The 23547-nt window shown below is 71.2% G+C and carries 23 protein-coding genes; 12 read left to right on the forward strand and 11 right to left on the reverse strand.

Translation table 11 applies throughout. The features are described from left to right. Positions 1-232: 232 nt before the first annotated feature. On the forward strand, positions 233-1078 hold the full coding sequence (locus tag J2X68_RS05060) for an RNA polymerase sigma factor SigF (protein WP_310431208.1): 846 nt from the start codon (positions 233-235) through the stop codon (positions 1076-1078). Between the two features lie 227 nt (positions 1079-1305). Here J2X68_RS05060 and J2X68_RS05065 read toward each other — a convergent pair whose 3' ends face one another. Next, positions 1306-1722 carry an ATP-binding protein gene (locus J2X68_RS05065; RefSeq protein ID WP_399039351.1) on the reverse strand — a complete coding sequence of 139 codons (417 nt, stop codon included), beginning with the start codon at positions 1720-1722 and terminating at the stop codon, positions 1306-1308. A 597-nt stretch (positions 1723-2319) separates the two neighbouring features. After that, complete coding sequence (locus J2X68_RS05070) at positions 2320-3282, reverse strand: aminoglycoside phosphotransferase family protein (protein WP_310431209.1); 963 nt, start codon at positions 3280-3282, stop codon at positions 2320-2322. Positions 3283-3626: 344 nt separating this feature from the next. Between J2X68_RS05070 and J2X68_RS05075 the strand changes: the two genes are divergently transcribed. Further along, on the forward strand, positions 3627-4154 hold the full coding sequence (locus J2X68_RS05075) for a DUF1062 domain-containing protein (RefSeq protein WP_310431210.1): 528 nt from the start codon (positions 3627-3629) through the stop codon (positions 4152-4154). Between the two features lie 211 nt (positions 4155-4365). Here the strand turns inward: J2X68_RS05075 and J2X68_RS05080 are convergent, their stop codons facing one another. After that, entirely contained in the window at positions 4366-4968 is a 603-nt protein-coding gene (locus J2X68_RS05080) for an HD domain-containing protein (protein ID WP_310431211.1), read from the reverse strand. A gap of 277 nt (positions 4969-5245) precedes the next feature. After that, positions 5246-5938, reverse strand: a complete 693-nt coding sequence (locus J2X68_RS05085; protein ID WP_310431212.1) for a hypothetical protein — start codon at positions 5936-5938, stop codon at positions 5246-5248. A gap of 320 nt (positions 5939-6258) precedes the next feature. On the opposite strand from J2X68_RS05085, the gene J2X68_RS05090 reads away from it, so the two are divergent. Then, the gene (locus J2X68_RS05090) at positions 6259-6834 is read left to right on the forward strand and encodes a GNAT family N-acetyltransferase (RefSeq protein WP_399039296.1); all 576 of its coding nucleotides are present in this window, start codon (positions 6259-6261) and stop codon (positions 6832-6834) included. Between the two features lie 53 nt (positions 6835-6887). Here the strand turns inward: J2X68_RS05090 and J2X68_RS05095 are convergent, their stop codons facing one another. Then, positions 6888-7193, reverse strand: coding sequence for a WhiB family transcriptional regulator (locus tag J2X68_RS05095; RefSeq protein ID WP_310431213.1), 306 nt, complete (start codon positions 7191-7193; stop codon positions 6888-6890). 420 nt (positions 7194-7613) lie between these two features. Here J2X68_RS05095 and J2X68_RS05100 point away from each other — a divergent pair, with 420 nt between their 5' ends. Further along, positions 7614-8312: a tectonin domain-containing protein gene (locus tag J2X68_RS05100; RefSeq protein ID WP_310431214.1), complete on the forward strand. Its 699-nt coding sequence runs from the start codon at positions 7614-7616 to the stop codon at positions 8310-8312. A gap of 491 nt (positions 8313-8803) precedes the next feature. Next, entirely contained in the window at positions 8804-9181 is a 378-nt protein-coding gene (locus J2X68_RS05105) for a hypothetical protein (RefSeq protein ID WP_310431215.1), read from the forward strand. A 206-nt stretch (positions 9182-9387) separates the two neighbouring features. On the opposite strand, the gene J2X68_RS05110 is transcribed toward J2X68_RS05105, so the two are convergent. Then, a complete protein-coding gene (locus tag J2X68_RS05110) occupies positions 9388-10092 on the reverse strand; it encodes a hypothetical protein (protein ID WP_310431216.1) in 705 nt (234 codons plus the stop codon). A 421-nt stretch (positions 10093-10513) separates the two neighbouring features. Between J2X68_RS05110 and leuE the strand changes: the two genes are divergently transcribed. Beyond that, complete coding sequence (gene leuE / locus J2X68_RS05115) at positions 10514-11164, forward strand: leucine efflux protein LeuE (protein WP_310431217.1); 651 nt, start codon at positions 10514-10516, stop codon at positions 11162-11164. Positions 11165-11447: 283 nt separating this feature from the next. Here the strand turns inward: leuE and J2X68_RS05120 are convergent, their stop codons facing one another. Next, positions 11448-11795, reverse strand: a complete 348-nt coding sequence (locus tag J2X68_RS05120; protein WP_310431218.1) for a hypothetical protein — start codon at positions 11793-11795, stop codon at positions 11448-11450. Between the two features lie 333 nt (positions 11796-12128). Beyond that, a complete protein-coding gene (locus tag J2X68_RS05125; RefSeq protein WP_310431219.1) occupies positions 12129-12377 on the reverse strand; it encodes a hypothetical protein in 249 nt (82 codons plus the stop codon). Between the two features lie 102 nt (positions 12378-12479). Between J2X68_RS05125 and J2X68_RS05130 the strand changes: the two genes are divergently transcribed. The 6 genes from J2X68_RS05130 (at position 12480) to J2X68_RS05155 (ending at position 21352) form a co-directional block, all read left to right on the forward strand. After that, on the forward strand, positions 12480-13247 hold the full coding sequence (locus J2X68_RS05130; protein WP_310431220.1) for a hypothetical protein: 768 nt from the start codon (positions 12480-12482) through the stop codon (positions 13245-13247). A 715-nt stretch (positions 13248-13962) separates the two neighbouring features. After that, positions 13963-14211 carry a hypothetical protein gene (locus tag J2X68_RS05135; RefSeq protein WP_310431221.1) on the forward strand — a complete coding sequence of 83 codons (249 nt, stop codon included), beginning with the start codon at positions 13963-13965 and terminating at the stop codon, positions 14209-14211. Between the two features lie 325 nt (positions 14212-14536). Next, positions 14537-16057: a catalase gene (locus tag J2X68_RS05140; protein ID WP_310431222.1), complete on the forward strand. Its 1521-nt coding sequence runs from the start codon at positions 14537-14539 to the stop codon at positions 16055-16057. A 195-nt stretch (positions 16058-16252) separates the two neighbouring features. Next, entirely contained in the window at positions 16253-16585 is a 333-nt protein-coding gene (locus J2X68_RS05145; protein ID WP_310431223.1) for a putative quinol monooxygenase, read from the forward strand. 282 nt (positions 16586-16867) lie between these two features. Next, positions 16868-17233 carry a hypothetical protein gene (locus J2X68_RS05150; RefSeq protein WP_310431224.1) on the forward strand — a complete coding sequence of 122 codons (366 nt, stop codon included), beginning with the start codon at positions 16868-16870 and terminating at the stop codon, positions 17231-17233. Positions 17234-17521: 288 nt separating this feature from the next. Beyond that, complete coding sequence (locus tag J2X68_RS05155; protein WP_399039353.1) at positions 17522-21352, forward strand: DNA-binding protein; 3831 nt, start codon at positions 17522-17524, stop codon at positions 21350-21352. Between the two features lie 93 nt (positions 21353-21445). On the opposite strand, the gene J2X68_RS05160 is transcribed toward J2X68_RS05155, so the two are convergent. The 3 genes from J2X68_RS05160 to J2X68_RS05170 all read right to left on the reverse strand — a co-directional run bounded on the left by J2X68_RS05160 (position 21446) and on the right by J2X68_RS05170 (position 23325). Continuing rightward, the gene (locus J2X68_RS05160) at positions 21446-22186 is read right to left on the reverse strand and encodes a VOC family protein (RefSeq protein WP_310431226.1); all 741 of its coding nucleotides are present in this window, start codon (positions 22184-22186) and stop codon (positions 21446-21448) included. 218 nt (positions 22187-22404) lie between these two features. After that, complete coding sequence (locus J2X68_RS05165) at positions 22405-22839, reverse strand: VOC family protein (RefSeq protein WP_310431227.1); 435 nt, start codon at positions 22837-22839, stop codon at positions 22405-22407. 315 nt (positions 22840-23154) lie between these two features. Further along, complete coding sequence (locus J2X68_RS05170; protein ID WP_020131495.1) at positions 23155-23325, reverse strand: hypothetical protein; 171 nt, start codon at positions 23323-23325, stop codon at positions 23155-23157. Between the last annotated feature and the right edge of the window lie 222 nt (positions 23326-23547).

The raw sequence follows: 23547 nt of genomic DNA on the forward strand, positions 1-23547 counted from the left end.
GTCTCCTCAGCTGCCGGGCGGTACGCGTGTTCGACGCGTCCGCCTACCCCGACTGCCCAGGTACCGGCGAATCCCACCCGTCCGCGCCGTGCGGCCTGCGTCCCTTCCTCTTTCCGTTTCCCTTTTTTCGTGTGAGCGGGGGCATGGATGCAGAATAAGGGGGCATTCGCGCGTCGTGCCGGTGCGTGCAGCCGGTGGAGGCGATCGGGCCTGGAACTGGGAGGGGTAGGTCATGGCAGTCATGAACGCGACGGCTACGGACACGCAGGTGCGCGAGTTGCCGGAGGTCACCGACCCCTCTCGCGTCGCGCCGAGGGACGCCCGTGAGCTGTCCCGGCTGTTCTTCGACCAGCTCGCGGTGCTGGAGGAAGGCACGCCGGAGCACCAGTACGCGCGCAACACCCTGATCGAGATGAACATGTCCCTGGTCCGCTTCGCGGCCGGCCGGTTCCGCAGCCGGGGTCCGGAGGAGATGGAGGACATCGTCCAGGTCGGCATGATCGGCCTGATCAAGGCGATCGACCGCTTCGACCTCTCCCGGGAGGCCGAGTTCACCTCCTTCGCCATCCCCTACATCGTGGGGGAGATCAAGCGGTTCTTCCGCGACACCACCTGGGCCGTGCACGTGCCTCGCCGGCTCCAGGAGGCCCGCGTCCAGCTCGCGCGCGCCACGGAGGAGCTGCGCAGCCGTCTGGGCCGCACCCCGACGGTGAAGGAACTGTCGGAGCTGATGAGCCTTCCCGAGGAAGAGGTGTGCGAGGCCCGCCTCGCCGCCAACGGCTACAACTCCTCCTCCCTGGACGCCGCCATCAGCGGCAGCGAGGACGGCGAGGCCGCCCTGCAGGACTTCATCGGCGCCGAGGACCAGGCGCTGGAGCTCGTCGAGGACTTCCACACCCTGGCTCCGCTGATCGCCGAGCTCGGCGAGCGGGACCGGCAGATCATCCACATGCGGTTCGTCGAGGAACTCACCCAGGCACAGATCGGCGAGCACCTCGGCGTCTCACAGATGCATGTCTCCCGACTGCTGTCGCGCACTCTCGCCCGGCTGCGCGAGGGCATGCTCACCCCTCAGTGAGAGGCGCCCATCACCGAGAAGGGCTGAACCTGGGAAGCGCTTCTCGGCGGCGAACTCGGTGAACTCGGTGAACCCGGCGAAGGGCACATCGAGCAGGCTTCGTTGAGGAGGGCTTCACCTACAGGGCCTCACACTGGCCATGGCCTCATGGCTTAGGCACCCCTCGCTGATGAAGCACCCCGGACCGGGGCGGGCCTCGGCTCGCCTCGGCTCTCGCCTTCCGGAGCCTAGGCCGACCCGGACAGGCTCTGGCCGGCGGGCTTGATCAGACGGAGATGGGCGACGATCTGCTTGCCGGTCTCCAGCGCGATGGTGTGCAACTGGTCGCACAGCCGGGTGACCATGAACAGGCCGTGCCCGCCGACGCGGCGGACGTCGTGGGCGCGCAGTTCGAGCGGGCGCGGCGAACTGTCACGCACGGTGATGCGCAGCAACGCGGCGTCGGGCGTCACTTCCAGCGCCAGGTCGCCCGGACCGGGCGCGTGGCGCAACGCATTGGTGACCAACTCGCTGACGACGATCTGGGCGTCCTGACTCGGCCGCTGGTCGGGGTCGTGGCCCGCGTCGGCCAGCAGCGCACGCACAGCTTCTCGGGTCTCAGCGATCGATACGTCTGATGTGTCCCATGCGGCCCTGTATCGCAGGGGCGCCGTGGGTTCCTGTTCATCCGATGCCCGGTTTTCAAGCGCGGTGACCATAGAACTCTTTCCGTGGGTCGTTTCCTCGTTGTTCGTCACAGGTTGTCGGTATCGCCTTAATCCGACTACCCACTGTCGTCCCGCTCATGGGGCGTTCTTGCCGTCGCTCGGTTGGCGGGCGTCGAGGACGGTGCGCCAGTCCTGGAGGCCGAGCTCCGGGGACTCCGGTCCGCCGAGTCCGGCGATCTCCATAGGGCAGAGGGTCGGCCGGGGCCGCGGGACAGGTGGTGAGGTGCGCAGACGGGGCAGCCCGGCGACGGGGCCGGACTGCACGCCGATGGACAGGACCTCCGGACCGGGTGCGCGGCAGCCCGGATGCTCCGCAGCCCGTCTGCGTTGGCCCAGGCCGCGACCTGTGGACCGGAAGAGCTGCGGACCGGAAGAGCTGCGGATTGGTGGGCGTGTGGTCGGCGCCGGCGACTCTCGATGTGCCCTGCGCGCGACCGGCGTCCGCGGCGGACACCGAGACCGGTCCAGAAGCTCGCCGCCCGACGTCGAAGCCGATCCGTGCTCGCCAGGGTGCCCGGCCCCCGACCGCCTGGCTCAGCCCAGCGTGTCCAGCAGGGCGAGGACGTAAGCATCGAGCCGCTTCTCCACCGCCCGCGTCGTCAGCTCCGTCCTCCCGGCTTCCTGCCATGGCCGCGCCACCCATGCCACGCCCGTCCCGAAGGCCAGCGCGTCCAGCAGCCGCCAGTACAACCGCTCGCCCGCCGCGGCGGCCAGCACCCCGCCGGCCTCCTCGTACGCCTCCGCGAACCGCAGACCCCAGGCCGGGCCGTGCAGCAGTGCCAGATTGGTGGAGCAGTGCGCCACATCGAGGTCCGCCGGGCCCCAGGAGGTCTGCACCCAGTCGACGACCCCGGTGATCCGAGGCACCGCCCGGCCCGTCGGCGCCGCGTCGAACAGCACGTTGCCGGGGTGGAAGTCCCGGTGCAGGAAGCGTCCTTCGTAGGGCGGCGCAGGCCTGCGGATCACCTCGGCCGCGGCGGCCCAGGCCGCCGCGTCGGCGCCCACCGGAGGAACGACTGCGTCGGCCGTCGTCCAGGCCTCGTACACCTCCGGCCGCTCTACGGGTCGCAAGGCGTGGATCGTCACGAGCTGGCGGGCCAGCAGCGGGACACGCGCCTGCAGTCCCTCGTCGTCGAGGACCGTCCGGCCCGGCAGATGCGTCATGAGGAGCGACGGGTACTCACAGTGCGCGGCGGTCGGATCCACGGCGACCGGTCCGGGAGCCGACACGTCGGTCCCCGCGAGCAGGGCGAGGGCCTCGGCCTCCCGGTTCAGCAACTCCTCGGCATGTTCCACGAAATGCGGGTCGACGAAGGTCCGCAGCACCACACGACGGGTGTTCCCGTCCCGCGCGACGACGGTCAGCCGCCGCATCTCGGCGGTGATCCCGCCGTGCAGCGCCTCCGTCCTGACGACGCGTTCGCCGGCGTCCAGATGCCGGCCCACCCAGGCCAGGGTCAACGGTCGGAGAGCCCCGGCCTCGCTGTGGTTGGTCACCGCGCCACCCCATCACCCGGACACCGGCCCACGCAAAACATTTCTTCGCGCTTCCACGGCACCGTCACCGCCGCCGCGATCCGGCTCCGGCTCCGGTTCCGTCGTCCATGAACCACCTGAAGGGACCCGGCGGTCGAGGCCGCTCAAAACCGGTGGAACGGCGGCGCCGCATGCCACTACCGTGCTGCCGGACCAAGTCGCCCAGGCAGGGACGTGCCGTTGTACACCGTGTGAGACCTCCCGAGTGCTGATTCGTCGCGCGTCGCGCAGCTGCGCCGCGCTGCTTCTTGCTGCGGACTTCTCACTGGAACCGGTGTACTTCTGTGCTCGAAAACTGGGTGGTCATGCCCACCTGCCTGCCGCTCGTCATCCGCCGTTGCCACGCGTGCGCGTCCGACCGCTTCCGGTCGCACGGCAAATTCCGCGTCAACGCGAACCACAAGCTCCTCGATGCCTGGCTCCTCGTGCTCTGCACCGGGTGCGGGGAGACGGCGAAGCTCACGGTCCTGGAGCGGATCAATGTCCGCTCCGTGCGCCCTGGGCTGCTGGACCGACTGCACGACAACGACCTCAGCCTGGCAGCGGAGCTGCTCCAGGACCCCGTCGTGCGGCGCCGTAACCGCGTCGCCCTCGACTGGGACCACGCCTGGAGCCTCGACACCGGCGGATCGGATCATCCGGACCGCGAGGTGCTCGACGTCTCGGTCCGCTTCGCGGCGCGGATCCCTGTCCGGCCGGTCCGACTGATCGCGGAGGGCTGCGGCCTTTCGCGGGCGGAGGTCGAGAGGCTGATCGCTGAGGGGAGGCTCGTCTCGGCCGTACGGCTGAGCGGCAGACTCTCCGGCGGCTTCACGTTCACGCTCAAGCGCTGAGCTACTCGGCGACCGGGGACCTGTCCGGCGATACCCGCCCGGACAGGTCCCCGGGCCCGCCGTTCGCGAGGGGTGGCGGGAGACGCCGTCGCGCGGCACTCCTCGGCCTGCGCCGCTCCTCCGCCTCCGCTCCTCCGCCTCCGCTCCTCCGCCTCCGCTCCTCCGCCTCCGCTCCTCCGCCTCCGCTCCTCCGCCGGCCCCGCCGTCGGCCTCAGACCTGGGCGTGGCCGTATCGTCCCCTGACCGAGGTCAGGTCGGGTTCGCCGAAACGGGCACGCAGCAGGCCGAACTCATGGACCTTGTCCTCCCCGAACCGCGCCACGCGAAGGGAGTAGGAATCGGCGGTGAGGAACGTGGGTGGGGTCGTCTTGCTGTGGAACTTGTCCGCGTACATGACCAGTTGCTCTTCGGCGGTCTCGGCCAGGTAGTCGGCCTCGGGTATGCCGAGCCCCTGACTGCGGACGTCGTGCCGGGTGAGACCGACTCCGGTGTGGCAGGAGCAGAAGCGGCACAGCCGCTCCGGGAACCCCTCCTGCCGGAGGATCTCGTGGCCGAGGACGCCGTGGCGGATGTAGTCGCGGTGGTCGAGCCGACCGTCCTGGTCGAACAGCCGGTAGACGCCGATGTCGTGGAGCAGGGCGCCGACGCGGACGAGGTCCATGTCGACGTCGAGGGGGAGGTCTGCCTGTGCCACCAACTGTTCGGCGATGTCGCAGACGATTTCGCAGTGGGTGAAGACGAGGTCCAGGGCCTCGACCGATGGCGCGTACCGCTCGTGCAGCGCGCGGACTTCAGAGACCGTCGGAGGGATCACTTCGGCAGCGTACCTTTCCCGTTCGTCGCGTCCGACGGGATTCGGTACGGGGGGGCGTCACCATCGGGGGAGTGGGGCCTCGATGCCCGAAGAGGCGGGGCGGGCATCACGGGCTCGACGGGGGGCGCGTCGCAGTGCGCGTCCAGGCCTTGCCACGCCGGCACCAGCACAGGCGCGGTGACCGGCGCCAGGTCGAACGTGCGGGTCGTACGGGTTCCACGGATTCCACGGGTCGCGCGGGTCCGTCCGCTCGGGACGGACCCGACGAGGCGGCCTGCTAGGGGGTGAAGACCTCGTCGAGGCGATCGATGGCCCCGCTGCTGTCGAGGTGGTAGGTGAACACCAGCCCGGAGTTCGGGTGGGCCTCCAGCCAGTCGAGGAACTCCTGGACGCCGATGGGCTGATTCTCGGTGCTCTCCACGATGGGGTTGGTCACGGTGACGTCGGCGGCCTGATCCATCGGGATGTAGGTCTCCTTGCCGACCGTCTCGAACGGTGCGCCGTCGGAGTCGGGGGAGCCGCAACCCCAGTTGCCGTACTTGACGATCAGGCTCAGAGACCCCCCTTCCGGCGTGTAGCGGTAGACCGCGATCTCGTCGGGGGAGATGGGCATCTTGTGGTCGCAGTCGTCACCGTCGCCCTCGCCGTCAGCGCTCACCGAGCCGGTTGCCGTCGGGGCCGACGTCTTCGAGGCGGCCGGAACGGCACTGGAGGCCTCGCCGCCGCCTGCGCCCGTGGAAGCCCCCGCGCCGGGCTTCTTGTCGGGCGTGGCCGCGGCGGTGGACGCCCCCGCCTTGTTTCCGGCGTTGGTCGCGTTCGTCGCGCCGGCTTTCGCGCCGCTGTCGGCGCTCGCCGTTCCGCCGCCGCCCGAGCAGCCCGTGAGGGTCAGCGCCCCTGCGGCACAGACGCTCAGCACGACCGCCCGCCCGGCGCCCGGTCTGCGACGGCTCTTCCTCGGCGTCAGGTTCATGGTTCGTCCCCCATCATGCTGGTTCGAGATCTCCGTGAGCCTGGTCGGCTCGCGAGGAAGGGACGAGTTTCAGCCGTCGAAAGTTGCGCCCTGGCCAGATTGTTACGCCACCAGCCACCAGCCACCAGCCACCAGCCACCTGTCGCGTATCGCGGTATCGCGGTGCTGTGGTGCTGTGGTGCTGTGGGTTCTGGAGGGACGTGTCCCAGTCCGCGAGCGCCTCGACGCCGTGTCGACGCCCCGTGGAGTCCGCGGCGGCGTCCCGGGGCGCGTCGCCGGCATCCGCGTAAAGCCGTTGAACTGCCCGCCGCGGCGTGGGCATGATCCACTCTGTGGACACCTATCTGGAGACCGAGCGACTGATCCTGCGCCGCTTCACCCCCGACGACGCGGACCTGCTGATCGAGTTGGACGGCGATGCCGCGGTGATGCGCTATCTGACCGGGGGTGAACCGACCGCCCCGGAGATCGTCCGCGAGCGCCACCTGCCGAACATCATCGCCGGCTATGAGAGGTGGCGCGGCGATCTCGGGCTGTTCGCCGCGCAGGAGAAGGACGGCGGCGCGTTCATCGGCTGGTTCTGCCTCCGTCCCGAGCCGCAGGGCCCGCTGGACGAGGTCGAACTCGGCTACCGGCTGCGGCAGGCGGCCTGGGGCAAGGGGTACGCGACCGAAGCCTCGCGCGCTCTGCTGGGCAAGGCGTTCACTGCGCTCGGTGTGCGCGTGGTCTGGGCTGAGACGATGACCGTGAACCGCGCTTCGCGCAACATCATGGAGAAGCTCGGCATGACGCTTGTGGACACCCTCCCGACCCCCGCCGACATGGAGAGGGTCGAGGGCTCGGAGCACGGGGGCGTGCGGTACGAGATCACCAAGGAGCAGTGGGATCAGCGGTAGCAGCGGCAGCTGTGCCCTGCGGCGCGGGCCGAGGGGCGACGATGACCCGACCACTACCCCTCCCCGCGGCCCTGGCGTCTGAGCGAGGGAGTCGGCTCCGTCGTCGCTCGTCGTATGCTGCGGCGCTGGGCGGCCGTGGTGGCGCCCCAGATGCCGTCGTCCTCGCCGTGCTCGAGAGCCCAGTCGCGGCAGGCGAGGAGCACGGCGCAGCGGCGGCATACCGCTCGGGCCAGCGACGCTTCGGTGCCGGGAGCCGCGATGTCGGAGAGGGGGAAGAAGATCTCGGGATCCTCTCCGAGGCATGCAGCTTGATCACGCCAGTCGGAAGTTGCCGGGTGTTCGCCACACGAGCCGGTCATGGTGCACCTCTCAGGGCCGCCCGAAGGCAAGGCGAGCGACGGCCGCGGCACATGGCAGTGCCGTGGACCCGGCAGAGGTTCCGATCATCTTAATCCCCTATGACCGGTTTGCGGTAGGGGGTCTACGGGGTCCGAGATGCGGGTCGCCGCTGCTCTGGGGTGTGGCGGCAGGGCGGCGGTCCGGGGCGGGCGCCCTGCTCCGCGACGGTGTGGTGCCTCCGTGTGGGTTACGGCGTTTCCGGCCTTCGAGGAGCCCGCACCGACCCTTCGGCGCCTGTGCCCCCGAGGACGGAGGGAAGTCAAACATCGATTTCTGGATGTTTTGAACGTTCAATCCGTATATAGCGCTGTTTACCTGGCCTAGTCGCATCGCATGTACCGGGTGCAACGCGCAACGTGCGACGTGAAAGGGGCACAGGCATGGCCGACTGGAAGCAGATCTCCGGTGGTCTGACGACGATCTCGGTGGGGTCGCGGACTCATGTGTGGGGGGTGAACTCCTCGGGGCAGATCTACCGCTACACCGGGCACGACGCGAACCCGTGGATCGGTATCCCGGGCAGGGCGGTCGACATCGGCGCCGCCGCGGACGGGACGGTGTGGCACGTCAACTCCGCCGGTGGGATCTTCCGTTACGCCGGCGACCAAGGCTCCACCGACTGGGTGGGCGTCGCCGGCGGCTTAACCCGGATCTCGGTGGGGTCGCGGGTCCACGTGTGGGGTGTGAATTCGCTGGGGCAGATCTACCGTTACACCGGGCATGACGCGAATCCGTGGATCGGCGTCCCGGGGCGTGCGGTGGACATCGGTGTGGCCGCGGACGGGACGGTGTGGCACGTCAACTCCGCCGGTGGGATCTTCCGTTACACCGGGGATCAGGGCTCCACCGACTGGGTCCCGGTCTCGGGAGGCCTGGCGCGCATCTCCGTCGGCTCGCGGACGAATGTCTGGGGCGTCAACTCCTCCGACCAGATCTACCGCTACACCGGCCGCGACGCCAGCCCCTGGACCGGCATCCCCGGTGCCGCGGTCGATGTCGGCGCCGCCGCCGACGGCACCGTCTGGGTCGTCAACTCCGCCGGAGGCATCTTCCGCTACACCGGGGACCAGCCGAGCTGACCTTGTGTGCGAGGCCGTGCGGGTCCCGGTCCGCCGTGACCGGGTCCGGGATCCGCACCTGCCCCCGGCGCACTGCTCGCCGGGCGGGATCGCGCTGCACGAACCGCGCGACGCCGTGCGCACACCTGCGCACATGACGGGGTGGCGGCGCGGCGGGAATTCGGCGACGAGCGGCACCGCACCGCACCCCTGAGCGGGGTGGACGGTCCACACACCCGTCCCCCATGCCGGATATGATCATGGCCATGTCGAATGAGCATCCTGCCCCGCAGAATCCCTATGGTCAGCCCGCTGGTCAGCAAGGCGGTGGCCTCGGGCCCCAGGGCGGAGAGTTCGGACCGCCGCTCGGAACTCCTCCGCAGCCCTGTCCCGCGCAGCCCACCCACGGCGCCCCCGGGGCGTACGGCGGTCCCGCCCCGCATGGCATGGCGGGCGGATTCGGAGCTCCCCCTCAGTACGGCGCCCCGTACCCCTACGCGCCCATGCCGCCGATGACCATGCCGGGCAGTGTGCGGGCTGCCCAGGTGGTCATCTGGGCCATGGCGGGGCTGACCATGTTGATCGTGCTGGTGTGGGGCTTCGCTTCCAGCGCCGAAGACGCGGGCCGGCTGTTCGCCACGAACACGATGGGGTGGGCTCTGTTCTTCATGGCGTTCAACTACCACAGGTCGGGTAGTGGAGCACGGACCGCGTCGGTCGTGCTGGCGGTCGTGCAGATCGTGTTCTCGCTCGGCGGGCTCGCCAACGGAACCGGCGGAGGAGGCCTGCCTCTCCTCGGCGCGATCAGCGTCGCCGTCCTGCTGAACCAGAGCAGTGCGAGGGCCTGGTTCAACCGGCCCCGCGGAACCGGCCTGCCCTACGGGCACTGACTGACGGCTGGCCGCACGGGCCCCGACCGAACCGCAACCGCCGGTCGGCGGATCGGGATCCGCCGACACGGGAGTCTGAAGCGCTCACCAGCGGGTGGTGCCCGCCCGCCCTGGGCGTACTGTCGCGGTCGCGCGACAGGCTGCCCAGCCCTACCCGACAGACCGGTCGAGGACCGGCGGCCGGTACGGACGTGTCGCGTCCGGGGTCAGGCGTTCGCGGGTGCGGGTTGTGACTCCGCCGGCGGCGTCGCCTTCTGCTCCGGCACGGCGGCAGCGGTGTAGAAGACGGACGTGCCCTGCTTGCTGCGGTGCGCCTGGCTCTTGGCCACCAGCCCTTCGAGCGTGGTGCGTACCACGGTGGTCTTGACGCTGCGGTCGGGATGGGCCTTGCCGAGGGCGGTGGCGATCTCCGCCGCCGAGCGCGGCTCGCGCTGCTCGGTGAGGTGGCCGCGGATCAGTTCGACCAGTGTCGGTTGCGCGGTTTTCGCGGGTGCGGTCTTGACGGAATCCTTCTCGGCGACAGGCTTGCCGGAGTTCTTCTCGACAACGGCCTTGGCGGACTTCTTCTCGGCAACGGGCTTGTCTGCGCTGCGGCGAGGTGCGGGAGCGGCCTTCTTCGCCTGAGGCCGTGCCCGCTTGGCGGTGCCCGCCTCGCCGCTCTTCTTCACCGTGCGGGGGGCGGGCACCGCAGCGCTGTCGGGCAGGGCCGAGGGCTTTGCCGCCGCCGGCGCCGCGGCGAGCGCCTGCTGGATGCCGAGCAGCACGGCGTGATCACGCTGGTGGGCCGCCAACTGCTCCTGCAGGGCGGCGATTTCGGCGCCGATCCGCTGCTGCTCCTTGGCATTGCGTTCGAGGTCGGCACTTACTTGAGCGGTGTACTGCGATGTCAGTTCGGAAGCATTCTCGGACATGGGGCGCACAGCCTTTCCTCGACCTGGGGCCGGAGTCGAAGGGCCTGCCGCACCTATGTGCCTTCCCGGAGGCAATGCCTGCGGGCGGCGGCGACATCCAGTGCACAGTGCCCTGCCGTAGAGATAGTACGGACAAACGGAGCCAGTTGTTCCCAGGAGCACATGTCCGCGAAGCGTCGTCTTCGACGAACTCGACGAACTCACCGAATCCGCCGAGCACATCGGCCTGGTAGGCGAGTGGAGCGTGCGACGAATCGTAGGCGCCGTGTGCTGCGGGCCCGGTGTGCTGCGGGCCCGGGTGGGCTGCGGGCCTGGGCGGGACGGTGCAAGGGGCTGGGGGCAGGGGGGTGTCGCCGGGCGGAAGGTTCCGAGGGGTGAGGAGCCTTACTGGGTCCCACACGCACATGCGACACTGATCCGCATGTTCGGAGTCATCGATCTTCCCACCTACCTGGCAGGACTCGTCCTGATCGTCCTCCTCCCAGGGCCCAACTCCCTGTACGTCCTGTCCGTCGCCGCGCGGCGCGGGGTACGTGCCGGATACACGGCCTCGGCCGGAGTGTGGTGCGGGGACGCCGTGCTGATGACTCTGTCCGCGGCCGGGGTGGCCTCGCTGCTCCAGGCCAACGCCGTGCTGTTCGCGATCGTGAGGTACGCGGGCGCCGGATATCTGACCTGGCTTGCGGTCGGGATGCTGCGGGCCGCCTGGGGGATCTGGCGAACGCGCCGTGAGCCGACGGTCGCCGAGGACGGTGCTGCCGCGGTCTCCGTCGAGCGGCCCTTCCGTCGGGCGTTGATCGTCAGTCTGTTCAACCCCAAGGCGATCCTGTTCTTCGTCGCCTTCTTCGTGCAGTTCGTCGACCCGGGGTACGCCTACCCGGCGCTCTCCTTCGTCGTCCTCGGGGTGTTCGCCCAGCTCGCCAGCGTGCTGTACCTCAGTGCCCTGATCTTCGGCGGCACGAAGCTGGCCGGCGCGTTCCGGCGCCGCAAGCGGCTGACGGCGGGGGCCACTTCGGCGGCCGGCGCGCTGTTCCTCGGGTTCGCGGTGAAACTCTCTCTCGCCGGCGCCTGACCTCGCGGACGCCGTCGGCCCGGCCACCTCGGTGGCCGGGCCGACGCATATCCCCTCGCTCAGGCGCTCAGGCGCTCAGGCGCTCATGCGCTCATGCGCTCAGGCGCTCATGCGCTCAGGCGCTCATGCGCTCAGGCGCTCATGCGAGCCCGATGCGTGGACACCGGGCTCGAGCGTGACCGAGCGCGGTGACCCACAGCCGCCGTCCATCTCGGTCGGGACGACGACCGGTGCGCACTCGACGAGCGCGGACGGCCGCCTCACACGGCACATGGGACCTGCGCTAGAGCTGGAGCAGTCGTCGGGTGATCTCCCGGTACTGCCTCAGTGCCTCGCGGAGTTCCTCGGACCGGGTCGCGGGATCCTGTCCCTCCCAGCCCGCGCGCAGGACGCGCCGTCGTTCGGCGAGGGCTTTCACGAGCTCGGCGGTGGCCTCGTCGTAGGCGCTCTCCGCCTCTTCCAGCGCTTGGCGCGGGGTGTCGGTGAAGGTGTTGACGGCGTGCCCGAGGCGTGCGCTGATCTTTTCCCGGTCGCCCGCCGGGAGCAACGGCTCCGGGCCCGGGGCTCGGCGCTCGGCGGGGCTCCGGGTCTGTCCCGCGGGCTGCTGGGCGCGTGTCTGGTCGTACATCATCAGGTGCCGCTTCCGTTCCGCCCGAAGGCGTTCTTGGTCTTCTCGACGGCCTTGTTTCAGGCTTCCGGCGACCCGCTCGATCCTGCGACTGCTACTACGAGTGTGACCTGTGACTGCGGCCGGCGGTCGCAGTTCCGGGTGGCCCGGCCCGGCCTGGCCGAGGCCTTCGAAGGTCGTGCCCTTCATCGTCTGCGCCGTGCTGCCAGTCAACGTCCGGCGAGGGCGGGTGTCAACGCGGTGACCGTCTGATCCGGACTTCGGCCCGAGAGTCCCTGCCGTCGGTCCGTAGCGAGGCCGAGGGGCGGCGGACGCCCCGCGGCCGGGCGCGGCGGGTCACGCGGTGCGCCAGGACTCCAGGCGCTGCGCGACGGCGCGCAGGTCGGCTTCCGGCGCGCGGATCGCTCGAGCGAGCTCGTACAGCTCGTGGTCCTTCGCGCTCAGGGGCCGGCCGGAGACGTGCAGGTACTGGCTGGTGCAGGCCCGGCCGATCACCAGGTTGCAGTCCGTGAAGGGGCGCAGCAGCGCCGTGCGCAGGAAGGCGCGGCGTGCGGCAGGACGGCCGATCAGGCACTCGAAGGCCATGCCTGTCGTGCCGCACCTCGTCCTGAGTACGCCTACTCATGCCGACCCGCGCCGGGATGGCGACGATGGGCCGTGCGGAACGGACCGGCGAGAGGCGGGGGTATGGGCAGGTTCCTGGGGGCGGTGGCAGCCGTCGGCACGGCGGCCGCGGCGTTGGTCTTCGCCTATGCGGCGGGAGCGCCGCCCGAGGTGGTGTTCGCCGTCGGGGCGGGCGTGCTGAGTCTTCTGTGGCTGATGCTTCTCCTCACGCTGCCGTGGAACCTGTACTTCCGTGCGCACGCGGTGCTCGCCGAGATCGCGGTGAGTCGTGAGAAGGGCATGGAGGTCTCCTCGGCCCGGGATGCCGAGGCCGCGCGGATCGCGCGGACGATGCTCCGGACGGCCGTCGCGGGCCATGTCCTGACGGTGGCGGTCGTCCTCTGCGTGACCTGGGCGACGGGCGAGTTCACGGGCTACTGGTTCGCGGCCTTCTTCCTGCTGAGCACCTGCTTCCGTCCGGCCGGCGCTTACTTCGGGCAGCTCCGGCGGCGTCTGGGCACCCTTCTGAAGGACGTCACGTACCCGCGGGACGACGTCGTCGAGGTGCGGGCCCGGGTGGACCGTGCGGAGGCAGGGACACGGGTCCTGGAGGAGAAGGCGGAGGAGCAGTACAAGGCCCTCGCCGAACTGCGCCGCACGGTGGACGCGTTGGCCATGAGCACGTACGAGCGGGCCGAGGAGACGGACCGCCGGATCGCCGCGCTGGGACGGGAGTTCGAGTCCACGGTGAACCGGCTCACCGACAACCAGGACCTCATCGCGGGCGTGAAGGCGTTCCTGCGTCTGCTGCGCACCACCGACGCCGCCGACGGCGCCCCGGCCTCCGGGTGAGTGGCCTTCCGTCGAGGCCCGGGCATCGTCGGCCGGCGACCGGCGGCGTACCAGCGCCCGTGTGATCCTGCGGTCCGCCCCTGCGCGGCACCGTCCCGAGGACGGCAGCCGGGCGGCGCGTGCCATGGGCCGAGGAACGCGCGTCAGGCCCGTCCGGCCGCGTCCCCGCTTGAGAACGCCCGTGGGCAGGCAGACAGTGGGATGCATGAGCCGCCACCGACGTCCGCAGCGAAGGGCGCCGTGGATCGTGGGCGGGGCAGCCGTCCTCGTGGCGGGTGGCCTCGGGATCTGGGGGCTGACGGCGTCCGACGACGGTACCCCTCGTCCGGCGCCGTCGGCCTCCAGCGACCTGGCCCTGCCCACGCTCGACCCACTGCCCTCCTTCACGGCTGAGCCGGAAACCTCCAGCACGGCGCGTCCCGTCCCCTCGAAATCCCGGGCCGGGTCCGCCACGCCGACGGCCGGGCAGCCCACGCGTCCCAGCGACCGTGGGACGGCCGGTCGCGCCCCCTCGACGCCGTCCCCGTCCGTACCGGAGCCGCCACCACAGCGGTCCGAGACGCCCGCACAGTCGCAGCCGTCGCGCACGTCGATGGCACTGCCGACGCCGACGCCGACGCCGACGTCGAGGTCGACCGTGTCCGCACCGCACGTGGCGCCGACCGCGCCCAGACCTTCTGGGACGCCGAACCCGGCCGCACCGTCCTCGGCCCCCGTGCCCGTACCGTCGTCCACCCCCGCGCCCGCCCAGTCACCGACGACCGGGAGCAGTCCGGCGGCCTCGACGCTCTGGTATACGTCCGCCGCGGCTCAGGCCGCCGCCCGGCGCATGGCCGCCGCCGGAGCGGTGGGCGACCCCGCCTGCTCCCTGTCGGCGCTGGGCAACCCCGACCCGGACCTGGTGCCGCAAGCCGACCGCATCGGCATCGGCACGTTCGACGGCTACTGGTGCCTGATCTGGTAGTGATCGTCACTCTCCGTGTTCATGCGGCGGCCGGGTCCGACTGGGGGCGGCTCGGGACCGGGTGCACGAGGTCGGCCGGATTCGATCGGGCCCGGAAGCAGCACCCCGCCCTCCTCGCGGCGAAGACGTTTACCGCGGCCGCTGCGGGTCACGCGGCTCACGGAGAGCGAACGTCGTCACCAGGAGATCGCTGGGGACGACTCGAGTGTGGCCGTGCGCCCCGAGCCGGGGCGGGGAGCGACCCGCCCACCGCGCCGGGCGGACATCCGTGCCTCAGCCGCCGGACCAGCCCGCTCGTCGCAGCCGTGAGACGAAAGGCAGAAGCATGACGGAGATCCGACCCGCAACCACGACCGATTCCGGCGCACCGGTGGAGAGTGACGAACACTCGCTCACCGTGGGACCCGGGGGACCGATCCTGCTGCAGGACGCCTATCTGATCGAGCAGATGGCGCAGTTCAACCGGGAACGGATCCCCGAGCGCCAGCCACACGCCAAGGGAAGCGGGGCATTCGGCCACTTCGAGGTGACGCACGACGTCAGCGCGTACACCAAGGCGGCCGTGTTCCAGCCGGGCACCCGCACCGACCTGGTCACCCGCTTCTCGACCGTGGCCGGAGAGCGCGGCAGCCCGGACACCTGGCGCGACCCGCGCGGCTTCGCGGTGAAGTTCTACACCAGCGAAGGCAACTACGACATGGTCGGCAACAACACGCCGGTGTTCTTCGTGAAGGACCCGATGAAGTTCCAGCACTTCATCCGCTCGCAGAAGCGCCGCGCCGACAACAACCTGCGCGACCACGACATGCAGTGGGACTTCTGGACCCTCTCACCCGAATCCGCCCACCAGGTCACGTGGCTGATGGGAGACCGCGGCATTCCGCGGACCTGGCGCCACATGAACGGCTACACCTCCCACACCTACATGTGGATCAACGCCCAGGGTGAGCGGTTCTGGGTGAAGTACCACTTCAAGACCGATCAGGGCATCGAATGCTTCACGCAGCACGAGGCCGACCAGATGGCCGCGGTGGACACGGACTACCACACGCGTGATCTCTTCGAGCACATCCGGGACGGCGATTTCCCCAGCTGGACCCTCCACGTGCAGGTGATGCCGTACGGGGACGCGGCGGGCTACCGCTTCAACCCGTTCGATCTCACCAAGGTGTGGCCGCACGGCGACTATCCCCTCATCCCGGTCGGCCGCATGACGCTCGACCGCAACCCGACCGACAACCACGCCGAGATCGAGCAGGCGGCCTTCCAGCCCAACAACCTGGTCCCGGGCATCGGACCGAGCCCGGACCGCATGCTCCTGGCCCGGCTCTTCTCGTACGCCGACGCGCACCGCTACCGCATCGGCGCCAACTACCAGCAGCTTCCGGTGAACGCACCCGTCGTCGACGTCCACACGTACTCCAAGGACGGCGCGATGGCCTACCGCAAGACGACCGACCCGGTCTACGCGCCGAACTCGAAGGGCGGACCCGCGGCCGACACCGCGCAGTACGGCAGCCCGCCCAGCTGGGAGGCCGACGGGGAGATCACCCGCGCCGCCTACGTCTCCCATCCGGAGGACGACGACTGGGGGCAGCCCGGCACCATGGTGCGCGAGGTCCTGGACGACGCCGCCCGCGACCGCCTGGTCGACAACGTCGTCGGACATCTCCTCAACGGCGTCTCCGAGCCCGTCCTCGAACGCGCCTTCACGTACTGGTCGAACATCGACGAGTCCATCGGCAAGCGCATCGCGGACGGCGTGCGGGCGAAGTCCGGCGAGAAGGATCCCAAGGCGGCCGAACAGGGCAATCCCGCACGACGGGCCATGCAGCACAAGGCCTGAGTCTCACCCGGCACCAGCAGGTCGCGCCCGAGCCCTCGGACGAACCGGTCCCGGCGTTCCTCGCCGCGCGCACCGGCTCGTCGGCGAGGGCCGGGCGCGCGGACGTGCCATGGTCGGTCCTGACCAGGCCGCCGATTCCCCGGTGCGGGGTGTCGCCACCCCCACGGCCGTCCACGACATCCTCCAGGAAAGCCCATGATCTTCATCACCGCCCGGTTCCGTGTCCTTCCCCAGCACGCGGACGACTGGCCCGACATCACCCGCGCCTTCACCCTGGCCACGCGCGACGAGCCCGGGTGTCTGTGGTTCGACTGGGCGCGCACCGTCGACGACCCCGCCGAGTACCTGCTGACCGAGGCGTTCCGCGACGACGAGGCCGGTTCGGCCCATGTCTCGTCCGCGCACTTCGCCGCGGCCTGCGCCGAGCTGCCGTCGTACCTCGCCGAGACCCCCAGGATCGTGAACGTGACCGTCCCGCAGGACGACTGGTCGCTGCTCGGGGAGATGGCGGTACCGGACAACCGCTGACGCGGGGACCGCGGGGCGTCCGGTCGGCCGACCGGACGCCCTGCGGTCCGTTGGCGTACACGGGTTCGGCAAGGGAGCCGGTCCCACCCCTCGCGGCCGGGCCGTGCGCTGTGGTCGGGGTTGCCCACTCTCCGCCGATCGTGCTGATCACGGCGGGTTTCCCGGCCCGCCGTCGTGAGGGGAAACGGGAAACCCGTCGACCTCCCCGGACCCGGCGGCCAGTCTGATGCCGAGAGACCGAGCACGACCTGCGACCAGGCAGGAAGACCGCAAGGGGGAAACATGCGCAAGCTGTTCAGTGGGGCCGTCGCACTGGCCACCGCCGCCACGGCGATGGTGGCGCTGGCCGGCACGGCCGAGGCCAAGCCGGCCGCCGACTGGGCCGGGTGCCCGCTCGGCGCCGTCTGCATCTACCCGCAGAACCAGGACCCCGCCCAGAGCCCGAGCAACATCTACTGGGCCTACGGGCCCCACAACCTGAGCAACCAGGTGGGCTGGCACTGGGTCCTCAACAACCAGACCGGTGGCGCCTCGGCCGAACTGTGCCTGAACTACGGCGGCACGAACTGCAACTACACGATGGGGGCCCAGAACGGGGTATGGGCCGACCTCACGCCGGTCAACTCGATCAAGCTGAACCGGCCGTAGGGCTTTTCTCACGGGGGTACGTCCGGAACCGCGGCGCGGTTCCGGACGTCCGTGTTTGCGCCGTACCCTCGCGCCACGCCGGTGAAAGACTTGATAGCCCGTCACATCGCCGCAGTAACCTGGTTGTCGGCCGTTCCACGGTCCACGCGCACGACACCGGGGGATGTGGTGGGGGAGCAGCAGCACACCGGCGACCGGGGTGGACCGCCACCCTTGGACGGAACTGTTCCGGACTTCCCCGCCCAGTTGAGACGACTGCGCCGTCAGCGCGGGCTCTCGCTGGCCGACATGGCCCGGCAGACGCACTACAGCAAGGGCTACCTCAGCAAGATCGAGACGGGTGCGAAACGAGCCACCGTCGATGTCGCGCGGCGCTGCGACCAGATCCTCCAGGCCGAGGGCGGGCTGCTGCGCCTGCTGACGAAGGACCCTGAGAACGCCGAGGGACGAGGAGCCGGCGGCTCGGAGCGGCCCGGGAGGACGGCCGACCCGGAGAGCCCGGACTCCGCGCGGGCCGGGCCGGGCGACGGCGCCGGGCCCGGGCAGGCGCAGGCCGACGCCGTCTGTCCCTACCGGGGGCTGTCGGCGTTCACCGCGCAGGACGCCGGATGGTTCTTCGGCCGCGAGCGGGCCACCGCCGCCCTGATCGAGAGGGTCTTCGAACGGATCGGCGGCGGGCCCCTGATGGTCGTCGCCCCTTCGGGCGCCGGCAAGTCGTCCCTGTTCCACGCCGGTCTCGTACCGGCCTTCCGAAGCCCCGGCGGCTTCCCCATGCCGGGCGCCGAGCGCTGGCCGGTGGTTGCGATCACGCCGACCGCCCATCCGCTCGAGGAACTGCTGACCGGCCTCGCGAAGGCGCTCGACGGCGATCTCGGCATCACCGTCCGGCAGTTGCGGGAGCGGCCCGAGACCCTGTGGGAGGCGGTGCGGCGCGCGGTGGACGACGGCGCCTGCGCGGAAGGGGACAGACGGCCACCTCCGGTGCGCCCGGTGCTCCTCGTCGACCAGTTCGAAGAGCTGTTCACGCTCTGTTCCGACGAGGACGAACGACGTGCCTTCGTGCGGGTGTTGTGCGCGGTGTCGATGTCCCGCCGCCCGGCGGCCCCGGCGGACGGATCCGGCCGTGAACCGGCCGTGGTGGTCCTGGGCGTCCGGGCCGACCTGTCCGGCCGATGCGTCGAACTTCCCGAGCTGGCAGCGGTGTTCACCGACGGACTGTTCGTGCTGCCCCCGATGTCGGTGGCCGGGCTGCGGGAGGCGATCACCCGGCCCGCCGAGCTCGCCGGGCTCACCCTGGAACCGGGTCTGGTCCCCCTGCTGCTGCGCGACGCCGGTCTGCGCGACGGACCGGGAGAGCCGCCCGGCGACGGACCGGACGCCGGGCGGGCCCCGGACGTGACCCCCTCCGGCGCGCTTCCGCTGATCTCGCACGCGCTGCTGACCACCTGGCAGCGGCGTGAGGGCGCCACCCTGACCGTCGCGGGGTACGAGAGCACCGGCGGGATCCGCGGGGCGGTGGCACGGACCGCGGAGGACGTGTTCGCGGGCCTGTACCCGGCCGAGCAGCAGACGATCCGCAGGATCCTGGTGCGCCTGGTCCACGTCGCCGACGGCACCGGACCGGCCCGCTGCAGGATGAGCCGGGCCGCGCTGCTGGAGCGGTCGGCCGACCCGGACGGCGCCACGGCCGCCCTGGACGCGTTCGTGCGGGCCCGCCTGATCACCGCGGACCGGGACACGGTGGAGATCGCCCACGAGGCACTGCTGCACGCCTGGCCCCGGCTGCGCGGGTGGATCGACGCCGACCGGAACGGACTGCTGATCCACCAGCAACTCGCCCACGCCGCCGACGAGTGGCAGCGCGAGGGCCGCGATCCGTCGGCCCTCTACCGCGGCACCCGGCTGGACACCGTACGGGCGTGGGTCGAGGAGCTGGACGGCCGGAGCCGGCTCAGCGCGCGGGAGGAGGCGTTCCTGCGTGCGAGCCTGGCCGAGGAGGCCGATCGGCAGCGGCAGGCCCGGCGTCAGATCCGGCTGCGGCAGGGCACGCTGGCCACGCTGGTCGCGCTGCTGGCCCTCGCCGTCGTCGCCGGAGCCCTGGCGTACCGGCAGCGCTCGGACGCGTTGCAGCAGGAGCGGGTCGCGCGCTCGCGGGCACTCGCCGCGCAGTCCGCCTCCCTGGCCGCCGGTCAGCCCGAGGCGTCGATGCGGCTCGCCGGGGAGGCCTACCGTTCCCAGGAGACGCCCGAGGCGCGCGGCGCGCTCCTGAGCACGCAGGCGCAGCCCTTCTCGGCCCGGCTCGGCGGCCACCGCGGCCCGGTCAACTCGGTGGCGTTCGCGCCCGACGGGCGCACGCTCGCGACGGCCAGTTCGGACGGCACGGTGACTCTGCGACGCCTGGCGGACCGCCGGACGACCGCCACGTTCACGATGTCCGGGCGGGTACGGTCGGTCGCCTTCAGCCCGGACGGCCGTACGCTCGCGGCCAGTGCCACGGACGCGCCCGTGCACCTGTGGGGCGTGGCGGACCACCGCACGAAGAGGGTGTTGCCCGCGAGCACCGTGGGCGCCCGGGCCGTGGCCTTCGACCCCCGGGGGCGCTCGCTCGCCGTCGCGGCGCGCGACGGCACGGTCCAGGTGTGGGACGCGGAGCGGGGCCGTCTCGTCGTCTCCTTCCCCGGTCACGTCGGACAGGTCGACGCGCTGGCTTACGCCCCGGACGGCCGGACGCTCGCGTCGGCGGGCGCCGACCGGACCGTCCGGCTGTGGGACACCGTGCGCGACCGGCCGTCGGGCGAGCTGAAGGGGCACAACGACGAGGTGTACGGCGTGGCGTTCGCGCCGGACGGCCGGAGCCTGGCCAGCGGGGGAGCGGACCGGACCGTACGGCTGTGGGATCTGGCGCGGCGCCGGACGACCTCGGTCCTGACCGGGCACAGCGACGACGTCAACGCGGTCGCCTACACCCCGGACGGCGCCACGGTCGTGAGCGCGGGAGGGGACGGGACGACCCGGCTGTGGGACGTGCCCAGCGGCATGCAGACGCTGACGCTCACCGGCCACACCGACTACACGATGGGCGTGGCAGTGAACGCCGGGGGGACCCTGCTCGCCACGGCCGGATTCGACCAGTCGGTGGTGCTGTGGGATCTGGGCGGGCCAGTGCTGACGGCACGTCCGTACACCGAGATCTGGCAGTCCGCCTTCAGCCCGGACGGGAGACTCCTGGCGACCGCCGACACCGATCACACGGTGCGGTTGTGGGACGTGGCGCGGCACCGGCCCGTCGCGACCCTGCGGGGGCACCGCTCGGCCGTGTTCTCGGTGGCGTTCGCCCCCGACGGGCGGACGCTGGCCTCGGGCGGCTCCGACGGCACGGTGCGGTTGTGGGACGTCGCCACCCACCGGCTTCTCCATACGCTGACCGGGCATCACGGGGACGTGTTCGCGGTGGCGTTCGCCCCGGACGGCGCGCGGGTCGCGTCGGCGGGCGCCGACCGTACGGTGCGGCTGTGGGACGTGGCCTCCCGCAGCCCTCTGGTCACCCTGAGAGGCCACACCGACTTCGTCAACGATGTCACCTTCAGCCCCGACGGACGCACCCTCGCGAGCGCGGGCGACGATCTGACCGTACGGCTGTGGGACGTCACGGGCCGCAGGCCGCCGGTCACGCTCACCGGGCACACCGGCGCGGTACGCGGAGTGGCGTTCGGCCCGGACGGCCGGGCGCTGGCGAGCAGCGGCAACGACGGCACCGTACGCCTGTGGGACGTCCGCCGGCATCGGCAGACGGCGGTGTTGCGGGGCCACACCGGCTCGGTGCGCGGCATCGCGTTCTCCCCCGACGGCCGGCTGCTGGCCAGCAGCGGCGGTGACCGTACGGTGCGGCTGTGGGACGTGGCCGAGCGGCGGCCGTGGGCCACGCTGAGCGGGCACACGAACGCGGTGTGGGGCACGGTGTTCGCCCCGGACGGGCGGACGGTGGCCAGCAGCAGCAACGACGGGACCGTCCGGCTGTGGAACCTGGACGTGGCCGCCCGGTTCGCCGCCATCTGCCGTCTGCGGCTGTCCACGGCGGACGCGTCGGAGTGCTCACCGCGGATACCGTCACCGCGGTGACGGCATCCGCGGTGACGGTCGTCCGGCGTCGCCGTCGGTCGCGCGGACGAGTACAAAGGGCTTGACGTATCGGGGTGTCGTCGAAGCTCCGCGTCAGGGCAGGGCGAGGACGCAGAGTTCGTGGCCCTCCGGGTCGGCCAGGCACGTCCACGGGACGTCGCCCTGGCCGAGGTCGAGGTCGGTGGCGCCGAGCGCGCGCAGTCGGGCCACCTCCGCCGCTTCGTCGTCACCGGGATACGGCAGCAGGTCGAGGTGCACCCGGTCCGGCACGGTCTTCGCACCGGGCACCCGGAGGAACTCGAGATGCGGGCCGACACCCTTGGCGGAGCGAAAGGTCGCGTGTTCGTCGGTCACCTCCAGCAGGCTCCAGTCCAGCGCCTCGCCCCAGAACCGGGCCATGGCCCGCGGGTCCTCGCAGTCGACCACCACCGCGGCGATCGGCCCGGTGTCCCGGTAGACCTCCCTAGGCTCCAGCACACAGAACTCGTTGCCCTCCGGGTCGGCGAGGACCGTCCACGGCACCTGGCCCTGGCCCACGTCGGCGGGAGTCGCGCCGTGCGCCTGGAGCCGCTCGATCAACTCGGCCTGATGGGCCGCGGACGTGGTGGCGAGATCGAGATGCACCCGGTTCTTCGTCGTTGTCTTTGCTTCCGGAACGGGTACGACGTCGATGCCGACGGCGACCGGGTCCGGCCAGACGAGGCCACCGGCGGGTCCGACGTAGGTGGTCACGCCGGGGCTGTATGCGGTCCAGCCGAGTGCCTCCGCCCAGAAGCGGCCCACCACCGAGGCGTCGAGAGCCTTGATGTTCACCTGAACAGGTCGCAGTGTCATGACGGGGATCCTATGCGCGGGCCCGCGAGGACATCCCGGCTGCCGCGGCCGGAACGGGGCCCGACCGCTCCGCCGTCCCGTCCGGCCGAGCCCGCCGCCCTTCGAGGGGCCGACCGGTCGCTGCGCTGCGGCGCCGGGGTGCCGCCGGCCGCACGGCCGCACGGGGCGCCGAGGCGGGCCGCCGGCCCCGGCAGCGGCGCCCCGTGCCGTCCGGGTGCTCAGTCGAGACAGAACTCGTTGCCCTCGACGTCCTGCATCACCAGGCACGACTCGTTCTCTCCGTCGGCGGCCAGGAGCCGCACGCGTACCGCGCCGAGCGCGACCAGTCGCGCGCATTCGGCCTCGAGCGTGGCGAGGCGCTCTTCTCCCACGAGTCCGGTGCCGACCCGCACGTCGAGATGCAGCCGGTTCTTGGCGACTTTGCCTTCGGGAACGCGCTGGAAGTACAGTCGCGGCCCCACGCCCGAGGGATCCGTGCAGGCGAACCACGCGTCCCTCTCCTCGGCGGGCAGGGAGCGACTGTAATCGTCCCAGGTGGCGAACCCCTCCGGGGGCGGCGGTACGACGTACCCCAGCACCTCGCACCAGAAGCGTGCGACGCGCTCGGGCTGCGCGCAGTCGAAAGTGACCTGGAAATGCTTGATCGTTGACATCGGCGCACCCTAGCAAGGAGCATCCGCCGCCCATCTCCCGGTGTGGGTAAGCCTGTTGCCGGAAGGCCGGGCCTCTGCCCGCCGCCGCGTACGGCCGCCGCGCGAGGGGGGCGACCTCCGCGCGAGAGGGCGGGGCGGGCTGGGGCCCGGTGGTTGGAGGCGCAGGTTCCGCTGCTCCACCGGGCCCCAGTTATGAGCCCACCTGCCCAAGAAGGTGGCGGCTACACCATGTGCCCCCGGAGATGTCCTGTTTCGGGACACGACTGTGGGCCCCGGGTGGTGTTCCCGGAGCCCACAGTCGGTTGGTCGGACGGGTTACCAGCGATACCAGCGACCCTTGCGGCCGCCGGTGCCCGCGCTGCGCATGACGAAGCCGAGCAGCCAGACGACCAGCACGATGACGGCGATCCACCACAGTGCCTTGAGCGCGAAGCCCGCGCCGAAGAGGATCAGGGCCAGCAGAAGAACGAGAAGCAGGGGAACCATAGTTATCAACCTCCATCGCTTCTGGTGCCCGGTGAATCCCAGAACACGCGACTGATTCACCTGGTTTCTTCACCGTTTCTACGGGAAGTGGAACGGGTTTCTCCATCGCCGTTCACCGGTGGGCCGCCTGGGGCCGCCGGAGGCGGGCGGCGTCGACACTTGAACGGACGGCGGGGTGCGAGCCCGCCGGACGGAGGGGTGCGGGGGCGTCGGGCGGGGGAG

This window comes from Streptomyces sp. 3330 (assembly GCF_031456635.1).
Taxonomy (GTDB): domain Bacteria; phylum Actinomycetota; class Actinomycetes; order Streptomycetales; family Streptomycetaceae; genus Streptomyces.

What these genes read in the sequence shown, in the direction of transcription:
- J2X68_RS05140 (WP_310431222.1), top strand. Translation starts at nt 14,537, where the DNA reads ATGACGGAGATCCGACCCGCAACCACGACCGATTCCGGCGCACCGGTG.
- J2X68_RS05110 (WP_310431216.1), bottom strand. Translation starts at nt 10,092, where the DNA reads ATGTCCGAGAATGCTTCCGAACTGACATCGCAGTACACCGCTCAAGTA.
- J2X68_RS05090 (WP_399039296.1), top strand. Translation starts at nt 6,259, where the DNA reads ATGATCCACTCTGTGGACACCTATCTGGAGACCGAGCGACTGATCCTG.
- J2X68_RS05100 (WP_310431214.1), top strand. Translation starts at nt 7,614, where the DNA reads ATGGCCGACTGGAAGCAGATCTCCGGTGGTCTGACGACGATCTCGGTG.
- J2X68_RS05145 (WP_310431223.1), top strand. Translation starts at nt 16,253, where the DNA reads ATGATCTTCATCACCGCCCGGTTCCGTGTCCTTCCCCAGCACGCGGAC.
- J2X68_RS05170 (WP_020131495.1), bottom strand. Translation starts at nt 23,325, where the DNA reads ATGGTTCCCCTGCTTCTCGTTCTTCTGCTGGCCCTGATCCTCTTCGGC.
- J2X68_RS05060 (WP_310431208.1), top strand. Translation starts at nt 233, where the DNA reads ATGGCAGTCATGAACGCGACGGCTACGGACACGCAGGTGCGCGAGTTG.
- J2X68_RS05160 (WP_310431226.1), bottom strand. Translation starts at nt 22,186, where the DNA reads ATGACACTGCGACCTGTTCAGGTGAACATCAAGGCTCTCGACGCCTCG.
- J2X68_RS05075 (WP_310431210.1), top strand. Translation starts at nt 3,627, where the DNA reads ATGCCCACCTGCCTGCCGCTCGTCATCCGCCGTTGCCACGCGTGCGCG.
- J2X68_RS05085 (WP_310431212.1), bottom strand. Translation starts at nt 5,938, where the DNA reads ATGAACCTGACGCCGAGGAAGAGCCGTCGCAGACCGGGCGCCGGGCGG.
- J2X68_RS05150 (WP_310431224.1), top strand. Translation starts at nt 16,868, where the DNA reads ATGCGCAAGCTGTTCAGTGGGGCCGTCGCACTGGCCACCGCCGCCACG.
- J2X68_RS05105 (WP_310431215.1), top strand. Translation starts at nt 8,804, where the DNA reads ATGACCATGCCGGGCAGTGTGCGGGCTGCCCAGGTGGTCATCTGGGCC.
- J2X68_RS05130 (WP_310431220.1), top strand. Translation starts at nt 12,480, where the DNA reads ATGGGCAGGTTCCTGGGGGCGGTGGCAGCCGTCGGCACGGCGGCCGCG.
- J2X68_RS05165 (WP_310431227.1), bottom strand. Translation starts at nt 22,839, where the DNA reads ATGTCAACGATCAAGCATTTCCAGGTCACTTTCGACTGCGCGCAGCCC.
- J2X68_RS05155 (WP_399039353.1), top strand. Translation starts at nt 17,522, where the DNA reads ATGGCCCGGCAGACGCACTACAGCAAGGGCTACCTCAGCAAGATCGAG.
- leuE (WP_310431217.1), top strand. Translation starts at nt 10,514, where the DNA reads ATGTTCGGAGTCATCGATCTTCCCACCTACCTGGCAGGACTCGTCCTG.
- J2X68_RS05125 (WP_310431219.1), bottom strand. Translation starts at nt 12,377, where the DNA reads ATGGCCTTCGAGTGCCTGATCGGCCGTCCTGCCGCACGCCGCGCCTTC.
- J2X68_RS05095 (WP_310431213.1), bottom strand. Translation starts at nt 7,193, where the DNA reads ATGACCGGCTCGTGTGGCGAACACCCGGCAACTTCCGACTGGCGTGAT.
- J2X68_RS05120 (WP_310431218.1), bottom strand. Translation starts at nt 11,795, where the DNA reads ATGATGTACGACCAGACACGCGCCCAGCAGCCCGCGGGACAGACCCGG.